This is a genomic window from Phenylobacterium sp. (genome assembly GCF_044358365.1).
Classification (GTDB): Bacteria; Pseudomonadota; Alphaproteobacteria; order Caulobacterales; family Caulobacteraceae; genus Phenylobacterium.
Genome location: NZ_JBIKNZ010000002.1, coordinates 100,457 through 124,357, shown reverse-complemented (window position 1 = coordinate 124,357; position 23,901 = coordinate 100,457). Strand labels below are relative to the sequence as shown.

The following is a 23,901-nucleotide window of genomic DNA, read 5'->3' as shown; positions in this document are numbered from 1 at the left end:
CGGCGATTTTGTTCCAATGCGCAGTGCGGCATCAATCGGTGTTGACCGCAGCCGTCTAGCCTCGTTCATTAGCGCCAATCGGCGTCCGAGAAACGCCGTCAATGTAGAGGGAGCGCGATGGCCGCCAAAAAATTCCCTGTTGAAGCGGGGCATATCCTGTTGTTCGCGCGGTCAATCGGCGACGACAATCCGGCCTACATGGACGAGGAGGCAGCCAGGAAGACCGAGGCTGGCGGCATCATCGCGCCTCCGACCTTCGTCCAGTCCAGCGCCCAGTTCGATCCAGACTATTTCCTGCGGCCAAAGATTGGCCAGCCCTGGTTCGGCTCGGGAAAGAATCCGACCGGCCTTGTTCGTACGGGCGGGGGCGGTGGAGGTGGCGGCGGCGGCGGCCTGCATGCCGAGCAGCACTATGAGTACCATCGCCCGCTAAGGGCCGGCGACGTGCTGACCGCTACGACCTTGCCCGGGAAGACCTGGGAGAAGGAGGGCCGGCGTTCGGGCAAGCTGGTGTTCTCGGAATCCGTTACCGAGTACCGCGATCAGAACGGCGAATTGGTGGTCACGGCGCGCGGCGTCGGCGTGCGCACCGAACGCCCTGTCGAGCAGAAGTAGGAGGACCCGTCATGGCGCTCAACGCAAGCAAGCTCAAGGTGGGCGATGTCCACACCGCCCGGCTGGTCGACGACCTCACCCGCACCCAGATCGTCCAGTACGCCGGTGCTTCCGGGGACTACAATCCGCTACACACCGACGAGATATTCACAACCAAGGTCGCCGGCTACCCCAGTGTATTTGCCCACGGCATGCTGACCATGGGCATGACCGGCAAGATGCTCACCGACTACGTGGGCGACACCCGGCTGACCAAATACGGCGTTCGCTTCACCAGCCAGGTGTGGCCAGGCGATGCGCTTGACGCCAGCGCTACGGTCAAAGCGATCACCGAGCGCGACGGCAAAACCTTTGTCGAACTGGATGTGGCTACCACCAACCAGAACGGCGTCGAGGTGCTGAGCGGCTATGCGGAGGCGCGGGTCGATCCGTAGCCGAGGCTACATCACGCCTGCGCGCAGCAGGTCGTGAACATGCAGGATGCCGAGCGGCTTGCCGTCCTCGACCACGAAGAGGACGGTGACCGCCGGTAGCGGATCGCTCATCAACGCCAGCGCTTCGCCGGCCAGCATTTGGGGCGGCGCGGTCTTGCGTGGGCCGGGCGTCATCACGTCTCCAGCGGTGCGGTCCAGCAGGCCGTCGATGTGGCGTCGAAGGTCGCCGTCGGTGATGGCGCCCAGCAGACGTCCGTTCGGGTCTACGACGCCGACGATCCCCCACCGCATCCGGGTCATCACCAGCAGGGCCTGACGCATAGGCGTCTCGGGCGCTACCAGGGGCAATTCCTCACGGCCATGCATCAGGTCTGCGGCGGTGCGCAGCATGGCGCCGAGCTTTCCGCCGGGATGCAGCACCTTGAAGTCCTGGGGCTGAAATCCGCGCCGCTCGAGCAGCGCAACGGCCAACGCGTCGCCCAGCGCCATCTGCAGGGTGGTGGATGTCGTCGGCGCATTGACCGCATCCGTCGCCTCCGGCGCATCCGGCAACTTCAGAACCAGATCGGACGCCAGCCCCAGCGCGCTGTCCATCACTGCCGTCATGCCGATTAACGGGATCGCAAATCTCGCAGCAAAGGCAATGATATCCGCCAGTTCGCGCGTCTCACCCGTCTTGGACAGCGCCAGGATGATATCGCCCGAGCCGATCATGCCGAGGTCGCCGTGGCTGGCCTCGCTGGGGTGTACGAACATGGCGGCGGAACCTGTCGAAGCCAGAGTGGCCGCGATCTTGCGCGCAACGTGACCTGACTTGCCGATACCGGTGCAAACGATCCGGCCCTGCGCTGCGAACAGCATTTCTACGGCGTTGGCAAAGGTGTCATCCAGCCCGGCGGCGAGGCGACCGAGCGCTTCGGCCTCGGTTTCCAGCACACGCCGGCCGATGGTGATGGAGGGGGTTTTGCTCATTGCGACGGCGCGATCGCCTCATTCTGGATGTTGCGCACGGCCTGCCGGGCCTGATCCACCCGACGCTGAGCGGCCTCGGTCTCACGACGCATGGCGGCCTGCATTTCGGGACTGCGCTGTACTGGGTCATGACCAAATGGCGCTGGCGATCGGTCGCCGAGTCCCTGCGGCCAGACCAGCGACAGTCCAAGCGCTGCAACGGCGGCGAGGCCCAGTAGCGGGAGGTAGAAACGATCCAACATGACCCCGCTATAGCCCGCTCCGCCTTGACGCGGTAGGGGCCGGCGCCCTAGCCGGGACGTCCCCAATTGAGGAACCGCCAGTGCCAACCCTGATCCTGCTGCGCCATGGCCAGAGCCAATGGAACCTTGAAGACCGGTTCACCGGTTGGGTCGACGTGGACCTGACCGCCCAGGGCGAGGCCGAGGCCAGCAAGGGCGGTGAATTGATCAAGGCCGCTGGTCTGTCCATTGACCGGGTGTTCACCTCAGTCCTCACTCGGGCGATCCGCACGTCCTGGCTGGCGCTGCAGACGGCAGGGCAGGTGTTCGTACCCGAGGTGAAGGACTGGCGTCTGAACGAGCGGCACTACGGCGGCCTCACCGGGCTCAACAAGGCCGAAACCGCCGCCAAACACGGGGACGCCCAGGTGACGATCTGGCGGCGTTCCTACGATGTGCACCCGCCCGAGCTAGCGCCGGGGGGCGAGTTCGATTTCTCAGGCGATCGGCGTTACGCGGGTGTCATCCTGCCAACAACCGAGAGCCTCAAGACCACTCTGGACCGCGTGCAACCCTATTGGGACGCCGAGATTTCGCCATGCCTGAAGCGCGGAGAGACCTTGCTGGTGGCCGCGCATGGCAATTCATTGCGGGCCATTGTGAAGTTGCTCTTCGGCCTTTCGGACGAAGCGATCGTGAAAGTGGAGATCCCGACCAGCAACCCATTGGTGATCGAGCTGGGTGGTGATCTGAAGCCGACGTCGGCGCGCTACCTGGACGATGTCCGGGCCACCGCGCTGCCGCCGGTTTAAGGCGCTTCACCTGGCCGTCGGGTGCGTCCATTCTGGCGGCATGACAGACGCTGACCATATGCGCCGCGCCATCGCGCTCGCCCTAGCCCAGCTGGGCAAGACCGGCGGGAATCCGGCGGTGGGCTGCGTAATCGTGCGCGATGGAATCGTGATCGCCGAGGGGGCCACGGCAGACGGCGGACGACCCCATGCCGAGGAACTCGCTCTGGATGGCGTTCAAGAAGGCGCGCGCGGCGCAACAGCCTATGTCACCCTGGAGCCCTGCGCCATACGATCCGGCGGCGGCAGTTCCTGCAGCGATCAGCTGGTTGCCGCCGGCCTCTCGCGGGTGGTGTATGCCTGTGCGGATCTGTCGGTGTTCGCCGCCGGCCAGGGCGCGCAGAAGTTGATGAATGCGGGCATCAGCGTAGATCAGGGGTTGATGGAGTTGGAGGCGAGGGCGCTGTACGTCGACTATGTCCCTGCAAAGGCTGTGGAAAGTCGTCGTTAATCCTGCTTAGACTACGGTATTTCCCGAGTTCCTGCTGAACCTGAAAACCCGATGCAGCCCTCCGAGTCCAGAACCTTGGTCCCTACTCGCCTGAGCCAGGCGGAGGTGGACGCGATCTGTGTGAAGCATGACCGTCTTTGGAGTTCGAAGCCGGGCGGGGCGCGAGCTGTCTTCGCTTTCAAGGATCTGAGTGGGGCCGACCTGAAAGGTCGCAATCTCTGCGACGCGGACTTCAGCGGCGCCATCATGATCGGTTGCGATCTGAAGGGTGCACAGCTGGACAACGCCACGCTGTTCTGCTCCGACCTGACCAGTTGCGACATTCGCGAAGGCTCGCTGCGCCGCGCCGATCTTCGAGGATCGTGCATGCGCAATGTAGACCTGACCGGCGCAGATCTCTTTGAGGCGGATCTACGGGAAGGTACGCTGGCGGCGGCCAGCCGCGAGCTTGGCTTGCGCAGGGTCGAAACGGGTCAGTCGGCCCAGGGCGAGATGCGCGGCGCCATTCTGGCTGGCGCCAATCTGGAGCGGTCCCGCCTGTCCGGCGTCATGGCCATGCGTGCGGATTTCACCGACGCGATTCTCAAGCATGCGAAACTGACCCGCGCCAATCTGAAACAGGCCAATATGAAGGGCGCCAACATGTCCGGATGCGACCTCTCGGGGGCGGACCTGGCCGGGGCGGACCTGCGAGACGTCATACTGGTAGGCGCCACCATGGTGGCCTGGAATGTAACGGGTGCTGACATGACCGGCGCACTGACCGACCAGCCTGCCGGCCGCGCGCTCGATGAACTGCCCTATGACGACATGATCCGCGAACACGCCCGCTGGTGCGAGACCGGCGGTGGGGAAGGCAAACCCTCGTCCTTTGACGGAGCAGATCTAAGGGGGCTTTCCAGCATTAGCGGCTACAATCTGACGGCGCTTTCGGCCAAGGCGGCGGTCTTCTACGGGATCAACATGGAAGGCGTGCAGCTGCAGGGCGCTCACCTGGACGGCGCGGACCTTCGCAACTGCAAGCTCCGTCGGGCCGACCTGCGCGGGGCCCGGCTCCTAGGAGCGAAACTATCGGGCGCGGACCTTCGCGAGGCCCAGATGGGGCCACTGTTGTTGGGCGCCGACCGGGTGCTACCCTGCAACCTCTCGGGGGCTCAGCTCAAGGGGTCAGATCTGACCAACGCCGACGTGCGGCATGCGATTTTCGTTGATGCGGACCTCAGCCGGGCTGACTTCTCGGGAGCTCAGTTGAAGCAGGCAAACTTCTCCGGGATCATCCGCCAGGGCGTGCGAGGCCTGGACGACACTATCTGACCGGATATCAGGTGGCGCGCCGCCATCGGACGGCGCGCCACCCCGATCAATGGGCCGTTACGCGGCCTTTTCGCTCTCGAGCAGGTCTGGCTGTACAGTGGTGTTGATCTCAATCCGGCGCGGCTTCAACGCGTCCGGGATTTCGCGCTTGAGCGAGATGGAAAGCAGGCCGTCCGCCAAGTCTGCATCGGCCACAACAATGAAGTCCGCCAATTGGAAGCGGCGCTCGAAATCCCGAGCCGCCAGACCGCGATGCAGATAGGTTCGCGCCTCGTCATTGGCGGCCTTTCGCCCGGTGACCGTCAGGCGGTTTTCCCGGACCTCGATATTGAGTTCGTCGGGGCGGAAACCCGCCACTGCGATCTCGATGCGGTAGGCGTTCTCGTCAGTGCGCTCAATGTTGTAGGGCGGATATCCGGTGGCGTCGGCGGCGGACGCGGTTTCAATCAGCGACGCCAGACGGTCAAAGCCCACGGCCGAGCGATAAAGGGGGGCAAAATCAATCGTACGCATAGGTCACATCCTTCTTTCAAAGCAAGGTTGCGGTTCAGGATGGATCCGGTGGTCGACCCGTAATGGCGTCGTCCCTGATCCAGAAGGCCCGGACATCCAGCGCCTCCAACTTCTCAAATGGGGACCAATGAATGTCCTTCAAGGCCTGTTCGTTCTGTGCGACGCGGCCTAGCTTGGAATCACCTGCAACCGGAGACACCCCCCTCATGCTTCGTTTCGCCATGGCCGCTTCGGCCGCTATCCTGACCCTATCGACCTTTCCCGCGCACGCCGCCGACGCCAGGCTGCAGGCCGCCGTCGCGTCGGCGGATCGCGGGGCTGAAAACAAGGCCCGCGATGGAGCCCGCAACCCGGCAGCGACGCTTGGCTTCTGGGGCCTCAAGGCCAAGCAGACCGTGATCGAAATCTCGCCCGGCGGCGGCTATTGGACCGAGATCCTTGCGCCCTATGCCAAGGCGACCAGCGGAACCTATGTGGCCGGCGTCACCGACGTCGACAACCCGCGCACGTCCGAAGCTGCCAAGAAGGGTCTTGAGACGTTCAAGGCCAAGTATGCCGACCCGGCGAAGTACGGCGTGATCAAGTACACGGGCTTCGGTGTCGCGTCGAAGCCGCTGGGCGCCCCGAACTCGGCGGACCTTGTGTTCACGTCGCGCAATATCCACAACTTCACCTACACACCGGGCTTTCTCGACAAGGCGATGGCTGATTTCTTCGCCGTGCTGAAGCCGGGCGGCGTTCTGGGTGTGGAAGAGCACCGCGCGGATCCTCGACCGGAGGTTCCAGGCATCACCGACGGTTATGTCTCCACGGCCACGGTCGTTGCTGCGGCCCAGAAAGCGGGCTTCAAGCTGGCCGCCAGCTCGGAGATCAACGCCAATCCGAAGGACACCAAGGATCACCCCTTCGGCGTCTGGACCTTGCCGCCGGTGAAACGCTCCGCACCAGCGGGCCAGCCCGCCAATCCAGCGTTTGATCGTGCGAAATACGACGCGATCGGCGAAAGCGACCGAATGACCCTGCGGTTCGTCAAGCCCCGTTGATCCAGCGCGACGCGCCGGCGTCAAACGTGACATATCCGCGTCACGGACGGTTTGCACCGCCGACGCCGGACGCGATGTTCGGCCTCACCAGAGCGCGACAGCTTGAAGTGGATACCGGTTGAAGCGCCTGTCGCGCACTAAATGTGTGAAAATGAGCCTGTCCGTTTCAGATGATTCCATCTGAAACGGACAAGCTCCGGGGAGCGTTGTGACGGGCTATGGTTACTCTGGCGGAGCTGACCGACCGGATCCGCCAGGCGGCGGCCTCAGGCGCGGGTCTTGGCAAGACGGTAAAGCTCGACCTCAAGGGCGAGGGCGTTATCCATGTCGACGGCGCATCGGTCACCAATGACGACCGACCGGCGGACCTCACGGTCTGGATCAGTCGCACCGATCTGGTCCGGCTGGGCAAACGAGAGCTCGATCCCACGCGGGCTCTGATGACAGGGCGCATGAAGCTGTCAGACATGGGACTGGCGTTCAGTCTGCAGCCGCAGATTCAGACGCTTTTCGAGCAGGCGGTATAGGTCAGATCATGTTTGAGCCCGCGCATCTCGTCGACATTCCGGATGATCCGATCCCGCCCGGCGCCGAGCCGGTATGGTTTGTCGGCGCCGGCGGCGCAAAGCTCAGGGCGGCGCTTTTCACGCCCCCTGGCAGGGCGCGTGGCAGTGTCGTGCTGTCCGGGGGGCGCACGGAACCCATCGAGAAGTACTTCGAAACCATCCGCGACCTGATGGATCGCGGGTTCGTCGTGCTGGCGCATGACTGGCGCGGCCAGGGTCTGTCGATGCGCGAGCTTCCTGACCGCCTCAAGGGGCATGCCAGGGGGTACAAGGCCTTTCTCGAAGACTATCGCAGGCTGCTCAATGCTTTCGAGTCGCGGCTGCCCGGGCCGTGGGTGGCTATCGGTCATTCCATGGGTGGGTGCCTGACGCTGTTGGCGCTGGCGAACGGCGAACGACGGTTCGCTGGCGCAGTCCTTTCCGCCCCCATGCTTGGGCTTCAGTTTGGCAAGTTTTCGCCGGTGGTCGCCCAGGCGCTGATGCGACTGAACCTCGCGCTCGGCCGGTCAGGACGCTATGTACTGGGCCAACCCGGGCAGCCCTTCGACGATGCGTTCGACACCAATGTGCTGACGCACGATGCGCGCCGGTTCGCGCGCTACCGCGCCCAGGTTCGCGCGAATCCGGATCTGGCGTTGGGGGCGCCCACTTGGGGCTGGCTTGACTTCGCGTTTCGCGCCACTGGTTTCCTGGCCAGTTCGGCGCGGCTTCGGACAGTTACAATCCCGGTGGAGATCCTTTCCGCCGCCGCCGACCGACTGGTGGACAACGCTGCTCAGGCGGCTGCCGCGCGCAATCTCCCCCAGGGACGGCTGATCACCGTTCCCGGAGCCTACCACGAGATCCTCATGGAGACGGACGACATGCGTAACATCTTCTTGCGAGTGTTTGATGCACTCACCGGCAAGACCGCGCCTCAGCCCGCCGAGGCTACGAAGTCCACCCCTGCGGCGACCGTCGCAGTTGCTCCCGAGCCTGCACGCGTACCCGAGCCTGTGGCCCCGCCTGTGAGCACGCCAGCCAAAGTCAAACCGACCTCAGCAAAGGACAAGTCTGCGCCGCCCCCCAAGGCCTCGTCGGCCAGGCCCATAGCCAAGTCGCCGGCCAAGGCGGTCGCAAAGAAGCAGCCGACCAAGGCCGCCGCCAAGCCAGCTTCCGCCAAGTCGCCTGCCGCCAAAGCAGCGTCGGCGAAAGCCGCGCCGCCAAAGCCTGCGGCCAAAGCGCCCGCCAAAACTTCCGCGAAGGTTGCTGCGGTCAAACCCGCCGCTAAGGTCGCCGCAAAACCACCGGCCGCGAAAAAAGCTCCTGCTCCCAAGGCCCCGCCAAAAAAGACCGCGAAGCCGGAGGCCTGATCAGACAGCCGACGGCGACAAAGCCGCCAGCGCCGCCTCAAGACAGGCCCTGTCGCCAGCGATGGCGACCTGGCCGCCCTGCTGTCCGACTGCGGCGCCTCGCCAATCCGTGGTGAGTCCACCGGCGCCGGCGATGACCGGGATCGCCGCCTCGATATCCCAGCTCTTCAGACCGGCCTCCACAACGAGGTCGAGGGTGCCTGCCGCGACCATGGCGTAGGCATAGGCATCGCAGCCCAGTCGCGCCAACCGCGACGCCGCGCGCAGCCGCGTCCAGGCCGCACGTTCCTGATCTGTGAAGCAGGCCTCTGGATCGGTGGTGGCGATGATGGCGCTCGAGAGATCCGCGCACCGCCTGACATTAAGGGGCGTTACCCCATCCCGATTGATCAGTCGGGAGCCGCCAGCGTACCCGATATAGAGCTCGCCCAGGAAGCTCTGGCCGATTGAGCCCAGCACCGGCGAGCCCTGGAAACGCAGGCCAATCAGGGTGCACCACAACGGCAGGCCGGCTATGAAGGCCCGGGTTCCGTCGACGGGGTCCAGCACCCAGACGAACTCGGCGTCTGGCCGATCCTCGCCATATTCCTCCCCGATCACGCCGTGATCGGGGAAGCGGTCCGAAATCAGGGCGCGGATCGCCCGCTCGGCGCCCTTGTCAGCTTCAGTTACGGGGTCAAAGCCCTGCTCGAACTTGTTGGTGAGCCCATGGACACCTCGAAACAGGGGCAGAATCTCGGCGGCTGCGGCCTTGTTGAGGTCGATCAGGAACGCATCGAGGTTGGCCAGGCGGGCAGCGTCAAGGGTCATGACCCTCAGTCTATCCCCTCGGACTGGCCAGCGTCAGGCCAAAATCAGGCTTCCAGTTCGCCGTTCATCGCCTTTGCTAGATCCAGAAGCCGCCGACGAGGGCGCTCTGCCAGCTGATAGTAGGCGTGAATGAGGTCCTGGGTTTCCTTGCTGGCGATGGTGTCGTTCGCGTTACCGTCTTCGCCGCGCTCGAGATGTTCGCGCTGATCGCGGGTCAAGCCCTCGTAGAAGTAGCTGACTGGCACTTCCAGAATATCGGCCAGCTGCCACAGGCGTGCAGCCGACATGCGGTTGGCGGCGCATTCATACTTCTGGATCTGCTGAAAGCGCACGCCACACGTCTCTGCGAGCTCCTGCTGGGTCAGGCCCAACAGGCGACGACGGCGGCGCAAACGGCGACCAAGATGGGTGTCAATCTCGTCCATGGATTCCCCGGCCATCGTGTCCAAGCGTCCCGCTCCGGGACTCCGTGGTTCAGAGAACGCAATTGCCACGCCAATCGCCTCCATTGCCGAAAGTGAAGCGCCACGCCAAAGAAGGCGAGATGGACACATCTAACCAGTCATACGTGTCAAATTGGATTTGGATGCTTGAGGCGGCGCTCTTTCGCGTCGTTTCGACGGTGACCCGCCTTGTTCCCATCGATTCCGCTTCGAATTGTGGCGCCGCGCTGTTCCGCATGCTTGGCCCATTGACTCCGGCGCACCGCGTTGCGGAGCGAAATCTGCGACTGGTGTTTCCTGAAACTGACAGCGCTGAAATCAACCAACATCTGCGGGCGCAATGGTCCGAGCTAGGCCGAACAGCCGCTGAGTACACCAATCTGGACCGCATCGTCGCAGACCCCGGCCGGGTCGAGGTGGAGGGCGCGGAGCGGCTGGCCGCCATCGCCGCAGGTGCTGGACCGGTGGTTTTCATCTCCGGACACTTCTCAAACTTCGAACTGATGCCTGCGGCCATCATCCAGGCGGGGGTAAACTGCCAGATCACCTATCGGGCCATGAACAACCCGCTTGTGGATCAGATGGTGCGCGAGAACAGGTTTCGCTACGGCGTCCGTCTGTTCGCCCCCAAGGGTCTGGATGGCGCACGGGAGCTGATGCGCGGGCTGGGGCGCGGAGAGTCTGTGGCGCTGATGAATGATCAGAAGTTCAACGGCGGCGTCGCGGCGCCCCTGTTCGGACACACGGCCCATACAGCCCCGGGCCCGGCCACGTTTGCGCTGCGTTTTGGAATTCCGATCCAGCCCATGAGTGTGCAGCGGATTGGCGATCAGGCCCGTTTCAAGGTCATCGTCCATGATCCGATCCATCTGGTCGACACCGGCGACCGGGATGCCGACATCGAGGCCGGTGTCCGGAGAATCAACGCCTTCATCGAAGAGCGGGTGCGGGCCCGGCCCGACGAATGGTTCTGGGTGCACAAGCGCTGGCCTGGCGAGATGTATCGGGATTGAGCCGACACCGGGTTGCGCCGTGTTGTGCCACCCGCGTTCCCAGCCAAGGTGTAAAGCATTGTGAAGGCGGGCCGGGCGGCCGCGCGTCCGTCAGGCGTGGGTCGCCATCGCCAGCACACCTGCCGGGATTGGCACGGTGAAGGCGGCGACATGGCGTTGAAACTCTGACAGGGCCTGTTCGCTCCAGAGACGGATCGCAATCTGCTGGCTATGGCCTGCGGGCTGGATCTGCATCGAGGCCACTTCGATATCCTCGTCGCTGTGGCGTTCGAGGAAACGATAGAAGGCGGTCGAAATCCGCTGGGCTTCCCGCTCTGAAACAATGCCGGTGTCGAAAGTGTGCATTCTGCCTGCTCTCTTCAGCTTCGGGCCGGACGCAGCAAATCCGGGGCCATGTCGGGATTGCGCGCTTCCTGACAGGTCAGGCGCAGCCAGCTTAGGGACCTATCCGCGCAGCAACCGAAAGCCCATGGGCAGCAGCGCCTCGATCGTGTGGCGGTCCTCGGCGCCGTCGGCCCCCACACTGACCACTTCGCAGCCCGGTTCGGCAAACTCCCAGATCTTCTGCCGGCACCCGCCGCAGGGCCAGATCAGTCCCGGCAGGGACGAGGCCAGCCAGACCCTGCGGATTGACGTCGCGCCTGCCGTCACCGCTGCGGAGATCGCGCTGGCCTCGGCGCAGACGCCCTCGGGATAAGCGGCGTTCTCGACATTGACGCCAAAGTGCAGCCCGCCATCGGGCCCCTCGACCGCGGCGGCTACATGGACGCCGGAATAGGGCGCGTGGCTGTTGGCCAGCAGGCGGTGAAGCTCGGCGGGGATTGTGGTCATCGGTCAGGGCGTCCCGGGATCAATGTCAGCTCGGTCTGGCGACCATCGAGATAGCGGACCTGCCGGCCGTCGTAGAACGCATTCTCCTCGGCGCGGAACGCCACGTCCTGACCGCCCCACTCCGGAACGGGTTCGGTGGCGGCGAGTTCGATGGACCAGACCGTGTCAGCGTGAACCTTCAGCGACCCTCGGATGTCCGGGTTCTGGTTATCCCAGAACCCAATCGCCGGCCCCGCGCCATGACCGTGGTAGCCCAGCGGATGCGAATAAATGGTCGGCTTCAGACCCCGGGCGACAGCTTTCGCCCGCGCCGCGGTCAGCACTTCGTTGCCAGCCAATCCAACGGCGAAGGACGAGGTCAGCGCGTCCTGCACCCGGTTGGCCGCCGCCAGTCCGGCCCGCAGGCCCGCCGGCGCCCGGGTTTCCCCGTCCTTCAGCACATAGGCCAGATGCTGGGTGTCGGTGTTAAGGCGTAGATAGGTGATCCCGAAATCGGTCCAGAGCAGGTCGCCCTTCTGGATGACGGTGTCGCCGTCGAGGAAGCCCTTCACGCCCTGCCGCTGGAGCGCGACCGAGGGGTGGAACCAGGTGGCGATCCCCAGCCGCGCCAGGCGCTCGCGATAGAACCAGACCACGTCTGCGGTGGTGGTCTTGCCGGGCTTGATGGTGGCGTCTGAGAACGCCTCCGCGATGACGGCGTGCGCCAGGCGTATGATGCCGGGATAGAGTTTCATCTCGGCGGGTGTGCGGGTCTCCAGCCATCCCACCGACAGGCCTTCGCCGGAAACGATCCGGTCGCGGTAGGTCTGGGGCAGGGCGGCGACCATCTCGCCATGCTGGCTGAGCGTCATGCCGTCGCCGAAGGCGGTGAGGCTGGAAGTGTTGATCGCGATCTTTTTCGGGTCCCGCCGCGCGATGAGTTCGGCCAGCGCCTTCCACTGATCGGGTTGCGCCTGCGGGTCCCAGGCCCCTGCGAACAGGTCGCCCATGCCGTATCGACTGACGGTGAGGCGCTCGACGGGTCGGCCCTCGCCGGGATCGAAGAAAACCAGGATCGTGCGCCGGCGCGCATGCAGGCTCTCGGCGTCCAGCATGGTGGCGACCACCGGATCCTCGAAGTACTCGCGGGCGACCAGCACCCACATGTCGATCTTCTGGTCGCGCATGAGGCGCGGGATCACCGTGTCCAGCCGGTCGGCCAACAGCGCGTTTTCCACCCGGGCCCGGTCGCGCATGGTCAGGATAGGCGGCAGGGCAGGGCGGGTGAGTTCGGTTTCGATCATGGACAGCACCGGAGGATCCGCCGCGAACGCCACGGGCGCGCACAGCACCATCATGGCCGCGCCAATCAACATTCCCCTCGGACCAACCCGTCCCATCCTGAACCCCAGTTGCGGCAACAGGCTCTGTTGTAGGGTGTTCGGCGCCGGGGGAGAATGGCGAGATGACTCGCGCCGTCTCTCCCACTGTGATCCAGACCGCTCGCCTGCGGCTGCGGCAGGCGCGCGGGAGCGACCTGCTGGCGATGCACGCCATCCTGTCTGATCCCCAGGCCATGCGGTACTGGTCGACCCTGCCCCATCCAGACCTGGAGACTACCCGGCAGTGGCTATCCAGCATGATTGACGCGCAATCGGATATCGACCTCATCCTCGAAGTCGACGGCCGGTGTATCGGAAAACTGGGATGCTGGCGCCCGCCGGATGTCGGCTACATTCTCGCGCGGGACTGCTGGGGCCAGGGTTACGCCCTCGAGGCGCTGATGGCGTTCATCCCGCATGCGTTTTCAGGCGACATTGAACATCTGACCGCAGACGTCGACCCTCGCAATGAAGCCAGCCTCAGGCTGCTGGCTCGGGCCGGCTTCCGGGAAACCAGGCGGGCGCCAAAGACCTGGCTCATCGGCGGCGAGTGGTGTGATAGCGTCTACCTGCGCCTGGACCGACCGGGTGCGGCCAGGAAAGGCGGATCATGACACGCAGGGAAATGATCATCCTTGGCCTGCTGGGCTTCGGCGTGTGGCTGAATGGTGCGGTGATGTTCCGGTTCGGCGGGACGATGATGTTCGAGAGCGGGCCGGTCGCGCTGGGCTTGAGCGGTCTGGCCATCGGGGTCAGCGTCTGCGTGCTCCTGCGTTCCATCATGTCCTGGCGCAAGGTTGCGCCGTCGGAAGCGGTCGCGGCCGCCGTCATCCTGATCTTGCCGGGCCTGTTCGGTGACGTGGCGTACATCCTGAACTTCAGCCTGCTCACGGGTCTCAGGCCTGAAACCGCCGGGCCATTCGCGGCGGTGCTGATTTTCGGCACGGCGGTGCTTCTGGCCTATGCGCTTTGGCTGGCGCGTACTGTCCGCATACCCTAGCTTCGACGTCAGCCTGCCGCGCTGCAAGATGGCGGGTCAGCTTGGGGAAGAGATCATGCGTTTGGGCACATGGGCGCTGAGCGTGGCGGCCTCACTGGCGTTTACGACAGCCGCAACAGCCAGGGAACCGTCCTACAGGGCTGAACTGGTTCGCACGGCCTATGGGGCGCCGCATGTCACCGCGGCTGACTATGGCGGCCTTGGGTATGGCGCCGGCTATGCTGCCGCCCAGGACAATTTCTGCGACTTCGCAGAACGGACAATGACCGTCAGTGGTGAGCGATCCCGCTACCTCGGCGCCGGCGAGCGCGACGCCAATATCGTCAGCGACCTCTATCATCAGCGGCTGATCAGAACCGGCCGCCTTGAGGCCAAGCTGGCCGGCGAGGTGCCCGGTGGCTTCAAACCCTCCGCCGACGCCCGGGCCCTGGGCAGGGGCTTCATCGCCGGGATCAACCGCTATGTGCGCGACACCGGCGCGGCCAACCTGCCTGACGCGCGATGCAAGGGCGCCGCCTGGATCCGCGCCTACACGGAGACCGACTACTGGCGCGCGATCGTCGCTGGCCAGCAGCCCACCATGATGGCTGGCGTGGCCACCGCCGCCCCGCCCGGGGTCGCCGACATCGTGGCGCCCCACGGCCCGGCCGAACGCTCGCCGGTTCCCGAAGGGCAGGGCAGCAATGCCTATGCGCTGGGGCGCGAGGTTACGAAAACCGGCCGTGGCGTGCTGCTGGGCAATCCGCACTACCCCTGGGACGGGATCAACCGGTTCACCCGGATGCATCTGATCATTCCGGGTAAGCTCAATATCGTAGGCGCAGGCCTGCAGAACAGTCCCACCATCGGCATCGGCCACAATCAATGGGTCGCCTGGACACACACCGTTTCCACCGCCCGGCGCTTTGGCCTGTTCGAGCTGAAACTCGATCCGAAGGATCCCACCGCCTACATCCATGACGGCAAGTCTGTTCCGATGGAGAAGACCGCCGTCACCATCCAGGTGAAGACCTCGGCCGGTCTCGAACCCCTCACCCGCACCCTCTACGACACCCGCTTCGGGCCGGTGGTCGAGGCGCCGACCAACCCCTGGACGGCCGAGCGGGCGTTTGCTGTCCGCGACGCGCCGGTCGATCTTCGCAGCGTCGACCAGTACCTGACCATGTACCAGGCCAGGAACGTCCGGCAGCTTGCGGCAGCGCTCAGCAGGTTCCAGGCGGCTGGCTTCAATACGACGGCGGTCGATGCCGGAGGTGAGGCCTTCTACGGCGATATCGGCCCGTTGCCCTTTGTCACCGACGCCAAGGCCGAGGCCTGTTCGGTCTCGGATGTCGCGCGCACGGCGTGGAAGACCACCCGGGTTCCCGTGCTGGACGGATCACGATCAGCCTGCGAGTGGGACAGCGACCCCAGGGCGGCGACGGCCGGAATCTATCCCGCATCGGCCCTGCCGCAGATCTTTCGCAACGACTACGCCAGTAATTCCAACGACAGCTACTGGCTGACCAATACGAAACAGCCCTTGGCCGGTTTCGGGCGGATATTCGGCGAGGAAGCCACCGCCCGCTCACTGCGCACCCGGCTCAGCCTCAAGCAGATCGAGGATCGGGTTGCCGGAACCGATGGCCTGGGCGCGCCGAAGTTCGATCTGGCCGGCGTGCAGGCCGTGCTGTTCGGGAACCGCAATCTCGGGGCAGAGATGGCCCGCGACCCTCTGGTGGCGCTCTGTCGCCGGGCCGCCGCCGGACCCCAGCCGGACCTGGCCGAAGCCTGTGACGCCCTGGCGGCGTGGGACCTGAAGGTGAACCTCGACAGTCGCGGCGCGCACATCTTCCGCCTGTTTGCCGACAAGGGCGGGCTGGCCTTCAAGGTCCCCTTCGACCCGTCCGACCCGGTCAATACGCCCAACACCCTCGACGTGGAAAATCCCAAGGTGTTGGCCGCCCTTCTGGACAGTGTGAAGCAACTGCGCACCCTGAAAATCCCGATGAACGCGACCCTGGCCCAGGTCCAGACAGAGCCCCGCGCCGGCGGCGAACGCATCCCGATCCATGGTGGCCCGGGTCCGGAGGGGATCTTCAATGTGATCACCCCGGTCGAACTGAAGCCGGAGCTGGGCTGGACCAAGATCCGCCACGGCTCCAGCTGGATCATGGCGGTGGAGTTCACCCCCAAGGGGCCTATCAGCCAGGGCGTCCTGAGCTATTCCCAGTCCACCAATCCCACCTCGCCCAACGCCGCAGACCAGACGCGGCTCTACTCACAGAAGGGCTGGGACGACCTGAATTTCACCCCTGCGGCGATCCGGAGGGCGGCGGTCTCAACGATGGTGCTGAAGGGCAAGTAGGGCCGCCTGCCTCTCAGGCCCCCGGCGTCAGCTACGGAAGCCATGGGTCGTCTCCTTGAAGCTGATTTCAATCAGGTCCTACGGGATGCCGGGCGCAGTTTCGCGCGCTTTTCGGCTGCGAATGTCACGGGATGACCCCTTGAAGCCAATCTTGATAAGTTGGTCGGGGATGGCGGAACGAGGGCGCAACAAACCGCGACCGAATCACTGACACCCAACGATTCAGTTTTCGTTCCCTACGATATGTTGTGTCTGAATCGCTTCGATGCACAACGAAGTTTCGTTGAAGGGCGACTTCGAAGGTTTCAGGTCTCGCCCTGCCTTGACGCACAAGGCCCCCTTCCTCTATATCGCCCGCTCCTTGCGCGGACCCTCGTCCGTTGCACACTCATTTCCACGCGAAGGTATTCGCTTATGTCGCGCCGCTGCGAAATCACGGGTGTCGGTCCTATGGTCGGCCACAACGTGAGCCACTCGAACATCAAGACCAAGCGCCGGTTCATGCCGAACCTGGCGGCTGTGAAGCTTCAGTCAGACTCGCTGGGCCAGGCGTTCAGCCTGCGCATCACCAACGCGGCGCTGCGCACGGTCGATTTCCGGGGCGGCCTCGACCCTGTTCTACTCAACTCGCGGGACGAGGTCCTCTCGGCCAAGGCGCTGAAGATCAAGCGCGCCGTGAAAGCCAAGATCGCCGAGACCGCCGCGGCCTGATCAAAGCCTTGAAATCCTGAAGGGGCCGCTCGAAAGAGCGGCCCCTTCTATTTGCGTGGGGTCCAGTCAAACGCCAGCAACAGCGTGCGCTGGGCGGCCGAGAAATTGTCGTCCGAGATCAAATAGAAGCGCACCGATCCGTCGGCGCGGGGCAGGGCGGTTACGCCTTCGAAATTGTCCACCGTGGCCGGGCGGATGATGGTGTGCAGATCCAGCGTCCGGCCGGTAGCGTCGGTGATCAGGATCCGGATGGTCGCGCCCGAGGCGACGTTGAAATCCCGCAGCAGGAACGCCCAGCGCCCACCGGGCAGGGGCCGGGCCGCCACCAGCATGCCCATGCTATCGTTGCCGGGTCGGACACCCGGCACGCAGCCGCTGGCGAGGCGGCATACCCACGTCTCACGGGTATCCTCGCGGCCGACGAGGTAGGCGCCAGGCCCGGCCATCGGGTCCAGGGCCAGGGCTTCCATACCGAGGTTGTCCGGGAACGGCGCGTTCGGCGAGGGAACCGTGCGCGGCCCCCCCCCCTTCGCCGGATAGAGCCAGATCCGGTGATCGCGCTCGAAGCTGACCATCCGGTCACCGTTCGGAAAGATCGCCAGACCCTCGGCGTCGGATCGCGCCTTGTCGCCGCCCAGCGGTTTTCCGGCCAGATCGGTGAGCGGCGTCAGCGTCGTCCGGGTCACGCCGGCAAGGCGGCCGGCCGGGTCCAGCACGATACGTCCGGTCACCAGGTCCCCGTCGTCGCTGATGGCGACCAGCCGGCCATCTGTCGTGATTTCCAGGTCTGACAGGCCGTGTAGCCGCGAGGTGTCGGGCGAGGTCAGGACAAGGCCTCCGGCAAATCGGAACCTGCCGGTACCGGGCGTAGGACCCTCGGAAACGGGCTCGGCGACCACGCGGATTGCCGGGCCAGCAGCCATGGAGCCCTTTTGAAGCTGCGCGCTCTGCGGGGCGCAAGCCGCCAGCATAAGCGCGAAGCACAGGCCCGCCAGCCGTCTCACGCTTTGGCCCTTCGCACTTCCTTGAACGTCGAAGTCCGACGCGACGAACCTTGCGGCCCCTGGGTGTTGGGCGGCGGCGCCAGCAGGTTCGCGTTCTTGCGGGTCACGCGGCGCACATCCTCGTCGAACAGGTCGGCCAGTTGCTCGACCATGGCGCCGGCCAGTTGCTCGACATCCACGATGGTGACGGCGTTCTTGTAGTAGCGGGTCACGTCGTGGCCGATGCCGATAGCGATCAACTGCACCGGGCTCTTGCCCTCGATCTCGGTGATCACCTCGCGCAGGTGCCGTTCCAGATAGTGGCCGGAGTTGACCGAGAGCGTGCTGTCGTCGACCGGGGCACCATCGGAAATCACCAGCAGGATGCGGCGCGCCTCTGGGCGGCCCATCAGGCGCTGGTGAGCCCACATCAGGCCCTCGCCGTCGATGTTCTCCTTGAGCAGCCCCTCGCGCATCATCAGGCCCAGGTTGCGTCGTGCGCGCCGCCAGGGCGCATCTGCGGCCTTGTAGATGATGTGACGCAGGTCGTTCAGGCGGCCAGGCTGGGCGGGCTTTCCGGCCTTCAGCCAGTCTTCCCGCGACGATCCGCCTTTCCAGGCGCGCGTCGTGAACCCAAGGATCTCGGTCTTGACGCTGCACCGCTCCAGCGTGCGCGCCAGAATATCGGCGCACACCGCCGCCACCATGATCGGGCGGCCCCGCATCGAGCCTGAATTGTCGATCAGGATGGTCACCACCGTATCGCGGAACTCGGTGTCCTCCTCCTCCTTGAAGGCCAGGGAGGCGGTGGGGTCGACGATCACCCGGGTCAGGCGGGCCACATCCAGCAGGCCCTCCTCGAGATCGAAGGTCCAGGACCGGTTCTGCTGGGCCAGCAGCTTGCGCTGCAGCCTGTTGGCCAGGCGCGAGACCACGTTGGACACGCTGGCCAGTTGCTGGTCGAGGTAGGCGCGCAGGCGCGTCAGCTCCTCGGGATCGCAAAGCTCTTCGGCGGCCACCACCTCGTCATGGGCGGTGGTGAAGACCTTGTAGGTGATGGCGCGGTTGTCGCCGGAAGGATCGGGACGAGCCGGCTGTTCGCCGTCGCCCATTTCCGGAGGCTCTTCGCTGTCATCGGCGTCAGGATCGGCTTCAGACTCCATCATCTGACTGTCGGCGTCGTCGGCTTCGCGCGAGCTGGCCTCATCATCGTCCATCGAGGACTGCTGGGGGGACTGGCTCTCGCCGTCGCCCTCGTCCTGATCCTCGGAGGCTTCCGGTTCACCCTCTTCGCCGTCTTCGCTGTCGTCAGGTTGATCGGGCGCGTCCGACAGATCATCGCCCATTTCCAGGTCGCGGATGATGGTGCGGGCGATCCGGGCGAAGGCCTTCTGATCCTCGACGGCGCCGGTCAGGCGATCCAGATCCGCGCCGGCCTTGGCCTCCACCTCGGCCCGGAACATGTCGACCAGCGCGCGTGCGTTGGCGGGCGGCGGCTCGCCGGTCAGGCGCTCGCGCACCATCAGCGAGATCACCTCCGCCAGTGGCGGATTGGCCATGGCCTCGACGTCGTTGAACACCCGGCGCGACCAGTTGTGGTCCATCACGGCGGTGAGGTTCTGTTTCACCCCGCCCATGGCGTTGGCGCCGATGGCCTCGATGCGCACCTGTTCCAGCCCGTCATAGATCGGCTGCCCGGCGCCCGTTTGCGGGCGGCTCCTGGCGTGGGCGACGGGATCATGGTGGGCGACGCGCAGCGCCATCTGGTCGGCCATACCCCGGATACGCGCGGCGTCGGCCGGGGTCAGGTCGCGGGGCGGATGCGGCAGAACCGCCCGATTGCCGGTGAGCAGCGGACCTTCACCGGAGAAGACAATCTCGAGATCATCGGACTCCGCCAGGGATCGCGCCGCGTGAGCGAGCGCGCGCTTGAAGGGTTCCAGGGGGCTTTCCGGATTCTTGGCCATGCAGGTCGATCAATAGATCACCCGGGGCGGCGCGTGAAACAGGGAATTGCAGGGCAGGGAACACTCACGCTCCGGCGGGGTTCTCCAGACTGAGGGCGAAAGCTGCCTGTTCAAGGAGAACAAAAATGTTGAAGTGGGCTCTGATCTTCGCGGTGATCGCCATCATCGCCGGCGTGCTGGGTTTCGGCGGCATCGCTGGCGCCGCCGCCGGCATCGCCAAGCTGCTGTTCCTGGTCGCCCTCGTCGTGTTCGTGGTCTTCGTCGTGCTGGGCGTGTTTGCGGGCAGGAAGCTCTCGGGCGGATAGTTCGCGCCCCATGGCCTGGGCAATGGAGTAGGGGCCTGGGTCTACTGTCTCGCCAGCCAGGCCTTGCCCTGCGAACCCACCAGGTCCACCAGATTGCCCATGGCGATGTTGGCGTCGATCAGGTGCAGGCCCCAGTCGGCCGCGATCTGTCCGCCCGGACCCACAACGTCGCCGGCGATGGTGTCTGTGCGCGGGTCGGCCGGATCGGCGTTCACATGGGCTTCGAGGTAGTTGTAGCCGCCTTTTGACACGCATTCGCCGGTCAGGAGGCCGGGCAGGGCCACGAAGGGCGTCTTCGGGTTTGGTTGGCCCTTCACCCAGGCAGGCGGCGCGGCGGATGAGTCGGCGATTTCGGCTGCGGTGTTGGACAGATAGGCCTTCAGCTCGCCCTTTCCGCCGCCCAGCGCCGCGGGGTTGGTGCAGACAGCCTCCATGGCCGGGTTCGCGACGCGCCCGAAGCGGGTGTTGGCGGGCGGCGGCACGGTGTCGCGGAAGGTCGCATAGGCGATCACGCAGCTGGTCTGGCCGGCGCTCTTGCACGTCGGGATCGATTTGAAGGTTCCCGTATCCTTGCCCTTGTCGACGCCCAGGCTTGTGCCCAGCAGCATCGCTGAGATGATCTGCTTCTGAACGGGTTTGCCGTCGATCTCGGCGGCGATCATCCGGGCCAGAACGCCCGAGCCCTGGGAGTGGCCCACCAGCACAACGCCGCGCCCCTTGTTGTCATGTGCAAGGTAGTGGTTCCAGGCGTCCAGCACGTCGTTGTACCCCACCTGGCGAACCGCCGGGTCGGCTGACCCCGGCATCGGCGTCCCGGCGCTGGCCGCGCGCAAGGCGGTCAGCGTGAACTGACGATAGAGCGGCGCAAAGATCCGGCATTTCGAACCAAGCCGCGCCAGCTGGGCGCGGACGACGTTCAACTCCTCGGGACCTGCGACCATGTCCGAGACGACGCCCTTGTCGTTCGAGACCGTCGGATAGACGTAGAAGCAATCCACCGCCGCTCTGGGGTCGGCCTGGAAGGCTTCGACCGACATCGCGCCATTGGCCTTGATCACCGTCGCCGTCATGTCGACCGCGCAGGCGTCGCCCGCCTTGCCGGGCTTGCAGAGCCAGGTCTCGGCCCTGGCGTAGTCGTTGCGGGCGGGGGCAGTCGGCTGGGCCAGAGCCGCCGTGCCGGTCAGCCCGATGGCCAGGGCCAGAGCCAGTGTTCTGGTAATCATGTCGTCTCCCCAAACGCTATTGTTTTTCGAATTCCGGGTACGATCATCGCAAGGTCAGGAAAAGAGGTCCAGCCTCGTTCATGACGCGACTGATTCGACGCGCTAAGCTGGCGCGACATCCGGGAGACGCACATGGCCACCGAGAAGCCTGCCAGCTGGCCGACGCGGGTCTGGGCTGCGGTCGCAGGGGGGCTGATCGGGCTGGTGGGCCTTGTCCTGCTGGGCGGCGGTGGCTGGCTGATCTTCCTGGGCGGCACGCCCTACTACCTGCTCGCGGGGGCTGCCATTCTGGCGACCAGCGTGATGCTGGTGCGGCGCGATCCTTTCTCGGGCCTCGTCTATGGCGCTGTTCTGGCGGCCACGCTCGCCTGGGCGATCTGGGAGGCGGGCTTCTCCTTCTGGCCCCTGTTGCCGCGCCTGTTTGCTCCGGCGGTGCTGGGGCTTTTCCTGCTGCTGGTCATACCCTCGGCCCGCCGCAGCGTCTGGCGCAACCGCTCCGGCCTGGCGACGGGCGTGGGCGCCCTGGCCTGTCTGGTTGTACTGGGCGCCGCGATCCCGGAGACCTTCCGGACGGGGCAGGCCCTGATCCCGGCCCAGGTGGTCAGCGGCGCGCCTGCGGCGCAGGCCAGCTCTGACTGGCGCTACTACGGCCGCGATCCCGGCGGCGCCCGCTATGCGCCGGTGGACCAGATCAACCGCGAGAACGTGGATGAACTGAAGGTGGCCTGGACCTTTCGCACCGGCGAACCAAATCACCGCGGCTCCGAGGATCAGAACACCCCGATGCAGGTGGGTGATCGTGTCTATGTCTGCACGCCTGGCAACGTGGTGATCGCGCTGGACGCCGACACCGGCAAGGAGATCTGGCGGCATGATCCCAAGGTGAAGAAGGGCTTCTGGAACCGCTGCCGCGGCGTAGGGTACTGGGATGGAACCCAGCCCCGGGTCGCCGTATCAGGCGCCGTTCCAGCCGCGCCGGTCGTCACCAAGGCAGTGGTGGCCAAGCCGGCGCCTCGCCTCGCATCGCAGGCAGTCGCCCCGGCGGCTCCGCTGTGCCGTCGTCGCATTCTGGTCTCGACCATCAACGCCCAGCTGATCGCGCTGGATGCCGCAACAGGCGCACCGTGTCCGGGCTTTGGCGTGGACGGCAAGGTGGACCTCTCCACCGGCATGGGTGAGGTGAAGACGGGCTTCTACTTCCAGACCTCCACGCCCACCGTCATCGGCAACCGGGTGGTGGTCGGCGGCTGGGTCATGGACAACAGGGAGATCGCCGAACCCGCTGGCGTGGTCCGGGCCTTCGACGTGGTCTCCGGAGAACTGGTCTGGGCCTGGGACCTGGGCAATCCCGCCATCACCAAACTGCCGCCTGAGGGCCAGACCTATACCCGGGGCACGCCCAATGTCTGGTCGACGCCCGCCTTCGATCCGGATCTGGGACTGATCTACCTGCCCACCGGCAATTCTACGCCCGACTACTGGGGCTCGCACCGCTCGTTGATGAGCGAGTTCTATTCCTCCTCGTTGGTGGCGCTTGACGCGGCCACCGGCAAGGAGCGCTGGGTGTTCCAGACGGTCCACCACGATGTCTGGGACTATGATGTGCCGTCCCAGCCGATGCTGATCGACTTCCCGGTGGCGGGGGGGACGGCGCCGGCCCTGGTACAGTTCACCAAGCGCGGCCAGATCTTCGTGCTCGACCGGCGCACCGGCAAGCCGCTGACCAAGGTCGTCGAGGTGCATGTCCCACGCGGCGCCCAACCGGGTGAATGGCTGAGGGCCACCCAGCCCTATTCGGTGGAGATGCCCACCATCGGTGTGGAGCGGCTGACCGAGGCGATGATGTGGGGCGCGACCCCGCTGGACCAGATGGCCTGCCGGATCACCTTCAAGCAGTTGCGTTACGACGGCGACTTCACCCCGCCGGGCGGGCCGAAACAGGCGTCGCTGCAGTATCCGGGAAACGCCGGCGGCATGAACTGGGGATCCGGCGCCTATGACGTCCGGCGCGGTCTGCTGCTGGTGACCGATGTCCGTATTCCTCAGTCCGTGCGTCTCGTCGCCACCAAGGATGCCGGCCTGCAGCTCAAACTGGCGAAGGACCGACCGCCGCCCAGCATGAAGGCCGTCGCCTACAAGAGCCAGAACGACTGGCTGGTCAGTCCGATCTTCACGCCCTGCCTGCAGCCGCCGCACGGGACGCTGAGCGCCGTCGACGTCAAGACCCGCAAGCTCGTGTGGCAGGTCCCCGTCGGCACCGCCGAGGATGAGGGACCACTGGGCATGGGCTCGCGCCTGCCGATTCCGATCGGCTCCATCGGGCTGGGCGGGCCGATGACCACGGCGGGGGGCGTCACCTTCCACGCCGCCACCATGGACCCCTATTTGCGGGCCTACGACAACGCCACCGGCAAGGTGCTGTGGCAAGGCCGGTTGCCGGTGGGCGCGGGCGGCACGCCGATGAGCTATGTCTCGCCCAAGACCGGTAAGCAGTATGTGGTGGTCTCTGCTGGCGGCGCACGACTGCGACCTGCCAGGGGCGACTACGTGATAGCCTACGCCTTGCCGTAGAGCG

At 65.4% G+C, this 23,901-nt stretch carries 26 protein-coding genes; 15 read left to right on the top strand and 11 right to left on the bottom strand.

The window, feature by feature from the left end:
- Positions 1-117 precede the first annotated feature (117 nt).
- Together ACIQ3B_RS01390 and ACIQ3B_RS01385 are read left to right on the top strand one after the other, a co-directional pair.
- Positions 118-615, top strand: coding sequence for a MaoC family dehydratase N-terminal domain-containing protein (locus ACIQ3B_RS01390; RefSeq protein ID WP_397399418.1), 498 nt, complete (start codon positions 118-120; stop codon positions 613-615).
- 11 nt (positions 616-626) lie between these two features.
- Complete coding sequence (locus ACIQ3B_RS01385) at positions 627-1,049, top strand: MaoC/PaaZ C-terminal domain-containing protein (RefSeq protein ID WP_397399416.1); 423 nt, start codon at positions 627-629, stop codon at positions 1,047-1,049.
- Between the two features lie 6 nt (positions 1,050-1,055).
- On the opposite strand, the gene ACIQ3B_RS01380 is transcribed toward ACIQ3B_RS01385, so the two are convergent.
- Positions 1,056-2,021: an SIS domain-containing protein gene (locus ACIQ3B_RS01380; protein WP_397399414.1), complete on the bottom strand. Its 966-nt coding sequence runs from the start codon at positions 2,019-2,021 to the stop codon at positions 1,056-1,058.
- Entirely contained in the window at positions 2,018-2,263 is a 246-nt protein-coding gene (locus tag ACIQ3B_RS01375) for a hypothetical protein (protein WP_397399412.1), read from the bottom strand. Before ACIQ3B_RS01375 ends, ACIQ3B_RS01380 begins: the two co-directional genes overlap by 4 nt.
- Positions 2,264-2,343: 80 nt before the next feature.
- Here ACIQ3B_RS01375 and gpmA point away from each other — a divergent pair, with 80 nt between their 5' ends.
- From gpmA to ACIQ3B_RS01360, 3 genes are read left to right on the top strand one after another with little or no spacing between them, the layout of a single operon-like run.
- Entirely contained in the window at positions 2,344-3,054 is a 711-nt protein-coding gene (gpmA, locus tag ACIQ3B_RS01370; RefSeq protein WP_397399410.1) for a 2,3-diphosphoglycerate-dependent phosphoglycerate mutase, read from the top strand.
- Between the two features lie 40 nt (positions 3,055-3,094).
- Positions 3,095-3,544, top strand: coding sequence for a bifunctional diaminohydroxyphosphoribosylaminopyrimidine deaminase/5-amino-6-(5-phosphoribosylamino)uracil reductase RibD (locus ACIQ3B_RS01365; RefSeq protein ID WP_397399408.1), 450 nt, complete (start codon positions 3,095-3,097; stop codon positions 3,542-3,544).
- A gap of 51 nt (positions 3,545-3,595) precedes the next feature.
- Positions 3,596-4,858, top strand: a complete 1,263-nt coding sequence (locus ACIQ3B_RS01360; RefSeq protein ID WP_397399406.1) for a pentapeptide repeat-containing protein — start codon at positions 3,596-3,598, stop codon at positions 4,856-4,858.
- 57 nt (positions 4,859-4,915) lie between these two features.
- Here ACIQ3B_RS01360 and ACIQ3B_RS01355 read toward each other — a convergent pair whose 3' ends face one another.
- Positions 4,916-5,371 carry an Hsp20 family protein gene (locus tag ACIQ3B_RS01355; protein WP_397399404.1) on the bottom strand — a complete coding sequence of 152 codons (456 nt, stop codon included), beginning with the start codon at positions 5,369-5,371 and terminating at the stop codon, positions 4,916-4,918.
- A 206-nt stretch (positions 5,372-5,577) separates the two neighbouring features.
- Between ACIQ3B_RS01355 and ACIQ3B_RS01350 the strand changes: the two genes are divergently transcribed.
- The 3 genes from ACIQ3B_RS01350 to ACIQ3B_RS01340 all read left to right on the top strand — a co-directional run bounded on the left by ACIQ3B_RS01350 (position 5,578) and on the right by ACIQ3B_RS01340 (position 8,332).
- Complete coding sequence (locus tag ACIQ3B_RS01350) at positions 5,578-6,414, top strand: class I SAM-dependent methyltransferase (protein ID WP_397399402.1); 837 nt, start codon at positions 5,578-5,580, stop codon at positions 6,412-6,414.
- Between the two features lie 218 nt (positions 6,415-6,632).
- Complete coding sequence (locus ACIQ3B_RS01345; RefSeq protein WP_397399400.1) at positions 6,633-6,941, top strand: SCP2 sterol-binding domain-containing protein; 309 nt, start codon at positions 6,633-6,635, stop codon at positions 6,939-6,941.
- Between the two features lie 8 nt (positions 6,942-6,949).
- A complete protein-coding gene (locus ACIQ3B_RS01340; protein ID WP_397399398.1) occupies positions 6,950-8,332 on the top strand; it encodes an alpha/beta fold hydrolase in 1,383 nt (460 codons plus the stop codon).
- Here ACIQ3B_RS01340 and hisN read toward each other — a convergent pair whose 3' ends face one another.
- Together hisN and ACIQ3B_RS01330 are read right to left on the bottom strand one after the other, a co-directional pair.
- A complete protein-coding gene (gene hisN, locus ACIQ3B_RS01335; protein ID WP_397399396.1) occupies positions 8,333-9,142 on the bottom strand; it encodes a histidinol-phosphatase in 810 nt (269 codons plus the stop codon). It abuts the gene before it with no gap.
- A gap of 44 nt (positions 9,143-9,186) precedes the next feature.
- Positions 9,187-9,567: a helix-turn-helix domain-containing protein gene (locus ACIQ3B_RS01330; RefSeq protein ID WP_397399394.1), complete on the bottom strand. Its 381-nt coding sequence runs from the start codon at positions 9,565-9,567 to the stop codon at positions 9,187-9,189.
- 119 nt (positions 9,568-9,686) lie between these two features.
- On the opposite strand from ACIQ3B_RS01330, the gene ACIQ3B_RS01325 reads away from it, so the two are divergent.
- On the top strand, positions 9,687-10,598 hold the full coding sequence (locus ACIQ3B_RS01325; RefSeq protein WP_397399392.1) for a lysophospholipid acyltransferase family protein: 912 nt from the start codon (positions 9,687-9,689) through the stop codon (positions 10,596-10,598).
- Positions 10,599-10,688: 90 nt separating this feature from the next.
- Here ACIQ3B_RS01325 and ACIQ3B_RS01320 read toward each other — a convergent pair whose 3' ends face one another.
- From ACIQ3B_RS01320 to ACIQ3B_RS01310, 3 genes are all read right to left on the bottom strand, one after another.
- Positions 10,689-10,943 carry a hypothetical protein gene (locus tag ACIQ3B_RS01320; RefSeq protein ID WP_397399390.1) on the bottom strand — a complete coding sequence of 85 codons (255 nt, stop codon included), beginning with the start codon at positions 10,941-10,943 and terminating at the stop codon, positions 10,689-10,691.
- A 99-nt stretch (positions 10,944-11,042) separates the two neighbouring features.
- The gene (cdd, locus tag ACIQ3B_RS01315) at positions 11,043-11,429 is read right to left on the bottom strand and encodes a cytidine deaminase (RefSeq protein ID WP_397399388.1); all 387 of its coding nucleotides are present in this window, start codon (positions 11,427-11,429) and stop codon (positions 11,043-11,045) included.
- Positions 11,426-12,784 carry a M24 family metallopeptidase gene (locus tag ACIQ3B_RS01310; protein WP_397399386.1) on the bottom strand — a complete coding sequence of 453 codons (1,359 nt, stop codon included), beginning with the start codon at positions 12,782-12,784 and terminating at the stop codon, positions 11,426-11,428. The genes cdd and ACIQ3B_RS01310 overlap by 4 nt, the downstream gene beginning before the upstream one ends.
- An 89-nt stretch (positions 12,785-12,873) precedes the next feature.
- On the opposite strand from ACIQ3B_RS01310, the gene ACIQ3B_RS01305 reads away from it, so the two are divergent.
- The 4 genes from ACIQ3B_RS01305 (at position 12,874) to rpmB (ending at position 16,848) form a co-directional block, all read left to right on the top strand.
- Positions 12,874-13,404, top strand: a complete 531-nt coding sequence (locus ACIQ3B_RS01305; protein WP_397399384.1) for a GNAT family N-acetyltransferase — start codon at positions 12,874-12,876, stop codon at positions 13,402-13,404.
- Positions 13,401-13,790 carry a DUF5367 family protein gene (locus tag ACIQ3B_RS01300; RefSeq protein WP_397399382.1) on the top strand — a complete coding sequence of 130 codons (390 nt, stop codon included), beginning with the start codon at positions 13,401-13,403 and terminating at the stop codon, positions 13,788-13,790. Before ACIQ3B_RS01305 ends, ACIQ3B_RS01300 begins: the two co-directional genes overlap by 4 nt.
- Positions 13,791-13,845: 55 nt before the next feature.
- The gene (locus ACIQ3B_RS01295) at positions 13,846-16,137 is read left to right on the top strand and encodes a penicillin acylase family protein (protein WP_397399380.1); all 2,292 of its coding nucleotides are present in this window, start codon (positions 13,846-13,848) and stop codon (positions 16,135-16,137) included.
- Between the two features lie 414 nt (positions 16,138-16,551).
- Positions 16,552-16,848 (top strand): 50S ribosomal protein L28, encoded by a 297-nt coding sequence (rpmB, locus tag ACIQ3B_RS01290; RefSeq protein ID WP_397399378.1) that lies wholly within the window; start codon positions 16,552-16,554, stop codon positions 16,846-16,848.
- A 47-nt stretch (positions 16,849-16,895) separates the two neighbouring features.
- On the opposite strand, the gene ACIQ3B_RS01285 is transcribed toward rpmB, so the two are convergent.
- Together ACIQ3B_RS01285 and cobT are read right to left on the bottom strand one after the other, a co-directional pair.
- The gene (locus ACIQ3B_RS01285; RefSeq protein ID WP_397399376.1) at positions 16,896-17,852 is read right to left on the bottom strand and encodes an esterase-like activity of phytase family protein; all 957 of its coding nucleotides are present in this window, start codon (positions 17,850-17,852) and stop codon (positions 16,896-16,898) included.
- On the bottom strand, positions 17,849-19,798 hold the full coding sequence (cobT, locus tag ACIQ3B_RS01280) for a cobaltochelatase subunit CobT (RefSeq protein ID WP_397399374.1): 1,950 nt from the start codon (positions 19,796-19,798) through the stop codon (positions 17,849-17,851). The genes ACIQ3B_RS01285 and cobT overlap by 4 nt, the downstream gene beginning before the upstream one ends.
- Positions 19,799-19,923: 125 nt before the next feature.
- Here cobT and ACIQ3B_RS01275 point away from each other — a divergent pair, with 125 nt between their 5' ends.
- On the top strand, positions 19,924-20,103 hold the full coding sequence (locus tag ACIQ3B_RS01275; RefSeq protein ID WP_397399372.1) for a DUF1328 family protein: 180 nt from the start codon (positions 19,924-19,926) through the stop codon (positions 20,101-20,103).
- Positions 20,104-20,144: 41 nt separating this feature from the next.
- Here ACIQ3B_RS01275 and ACIQ3B_RS01270 read toward each other — a convergent pair whose 3' ends face one another.
- Entirely contained in the window at positions 20,145-21,326 is a 1,182-nt protein-coding gene (locus ACIQ3B_RS01270) for a DUF3089 domain-containing protein (RefSeq protein WP_397399370.1), read from the bottom strand.
- A 132-nt stretch (positions 21,327-21,458) separates the two neighbouring features.
- Between ACIQ3B_RS01270 and ACIQ3B_RS01265 the strand changes: the two genes are divergently transcribed.
- The gene (locus ACIQ3B_RS01265) at positions 21,459-23,897 is read left to right on the top strand and encodes a membrane-bound PQQ-dependent dehydrogenase, glucose/quinate/shikimate family (RefSeq protein ID WP_397399368.1); all 2,439 of its coding nucleotides are present in this window, start codon (positions 21,459-21,461) and stop codon (positions 23,895-23,897) included.
- Positions 23,898-23,901 lie beyond the last annotated feature (4 nt).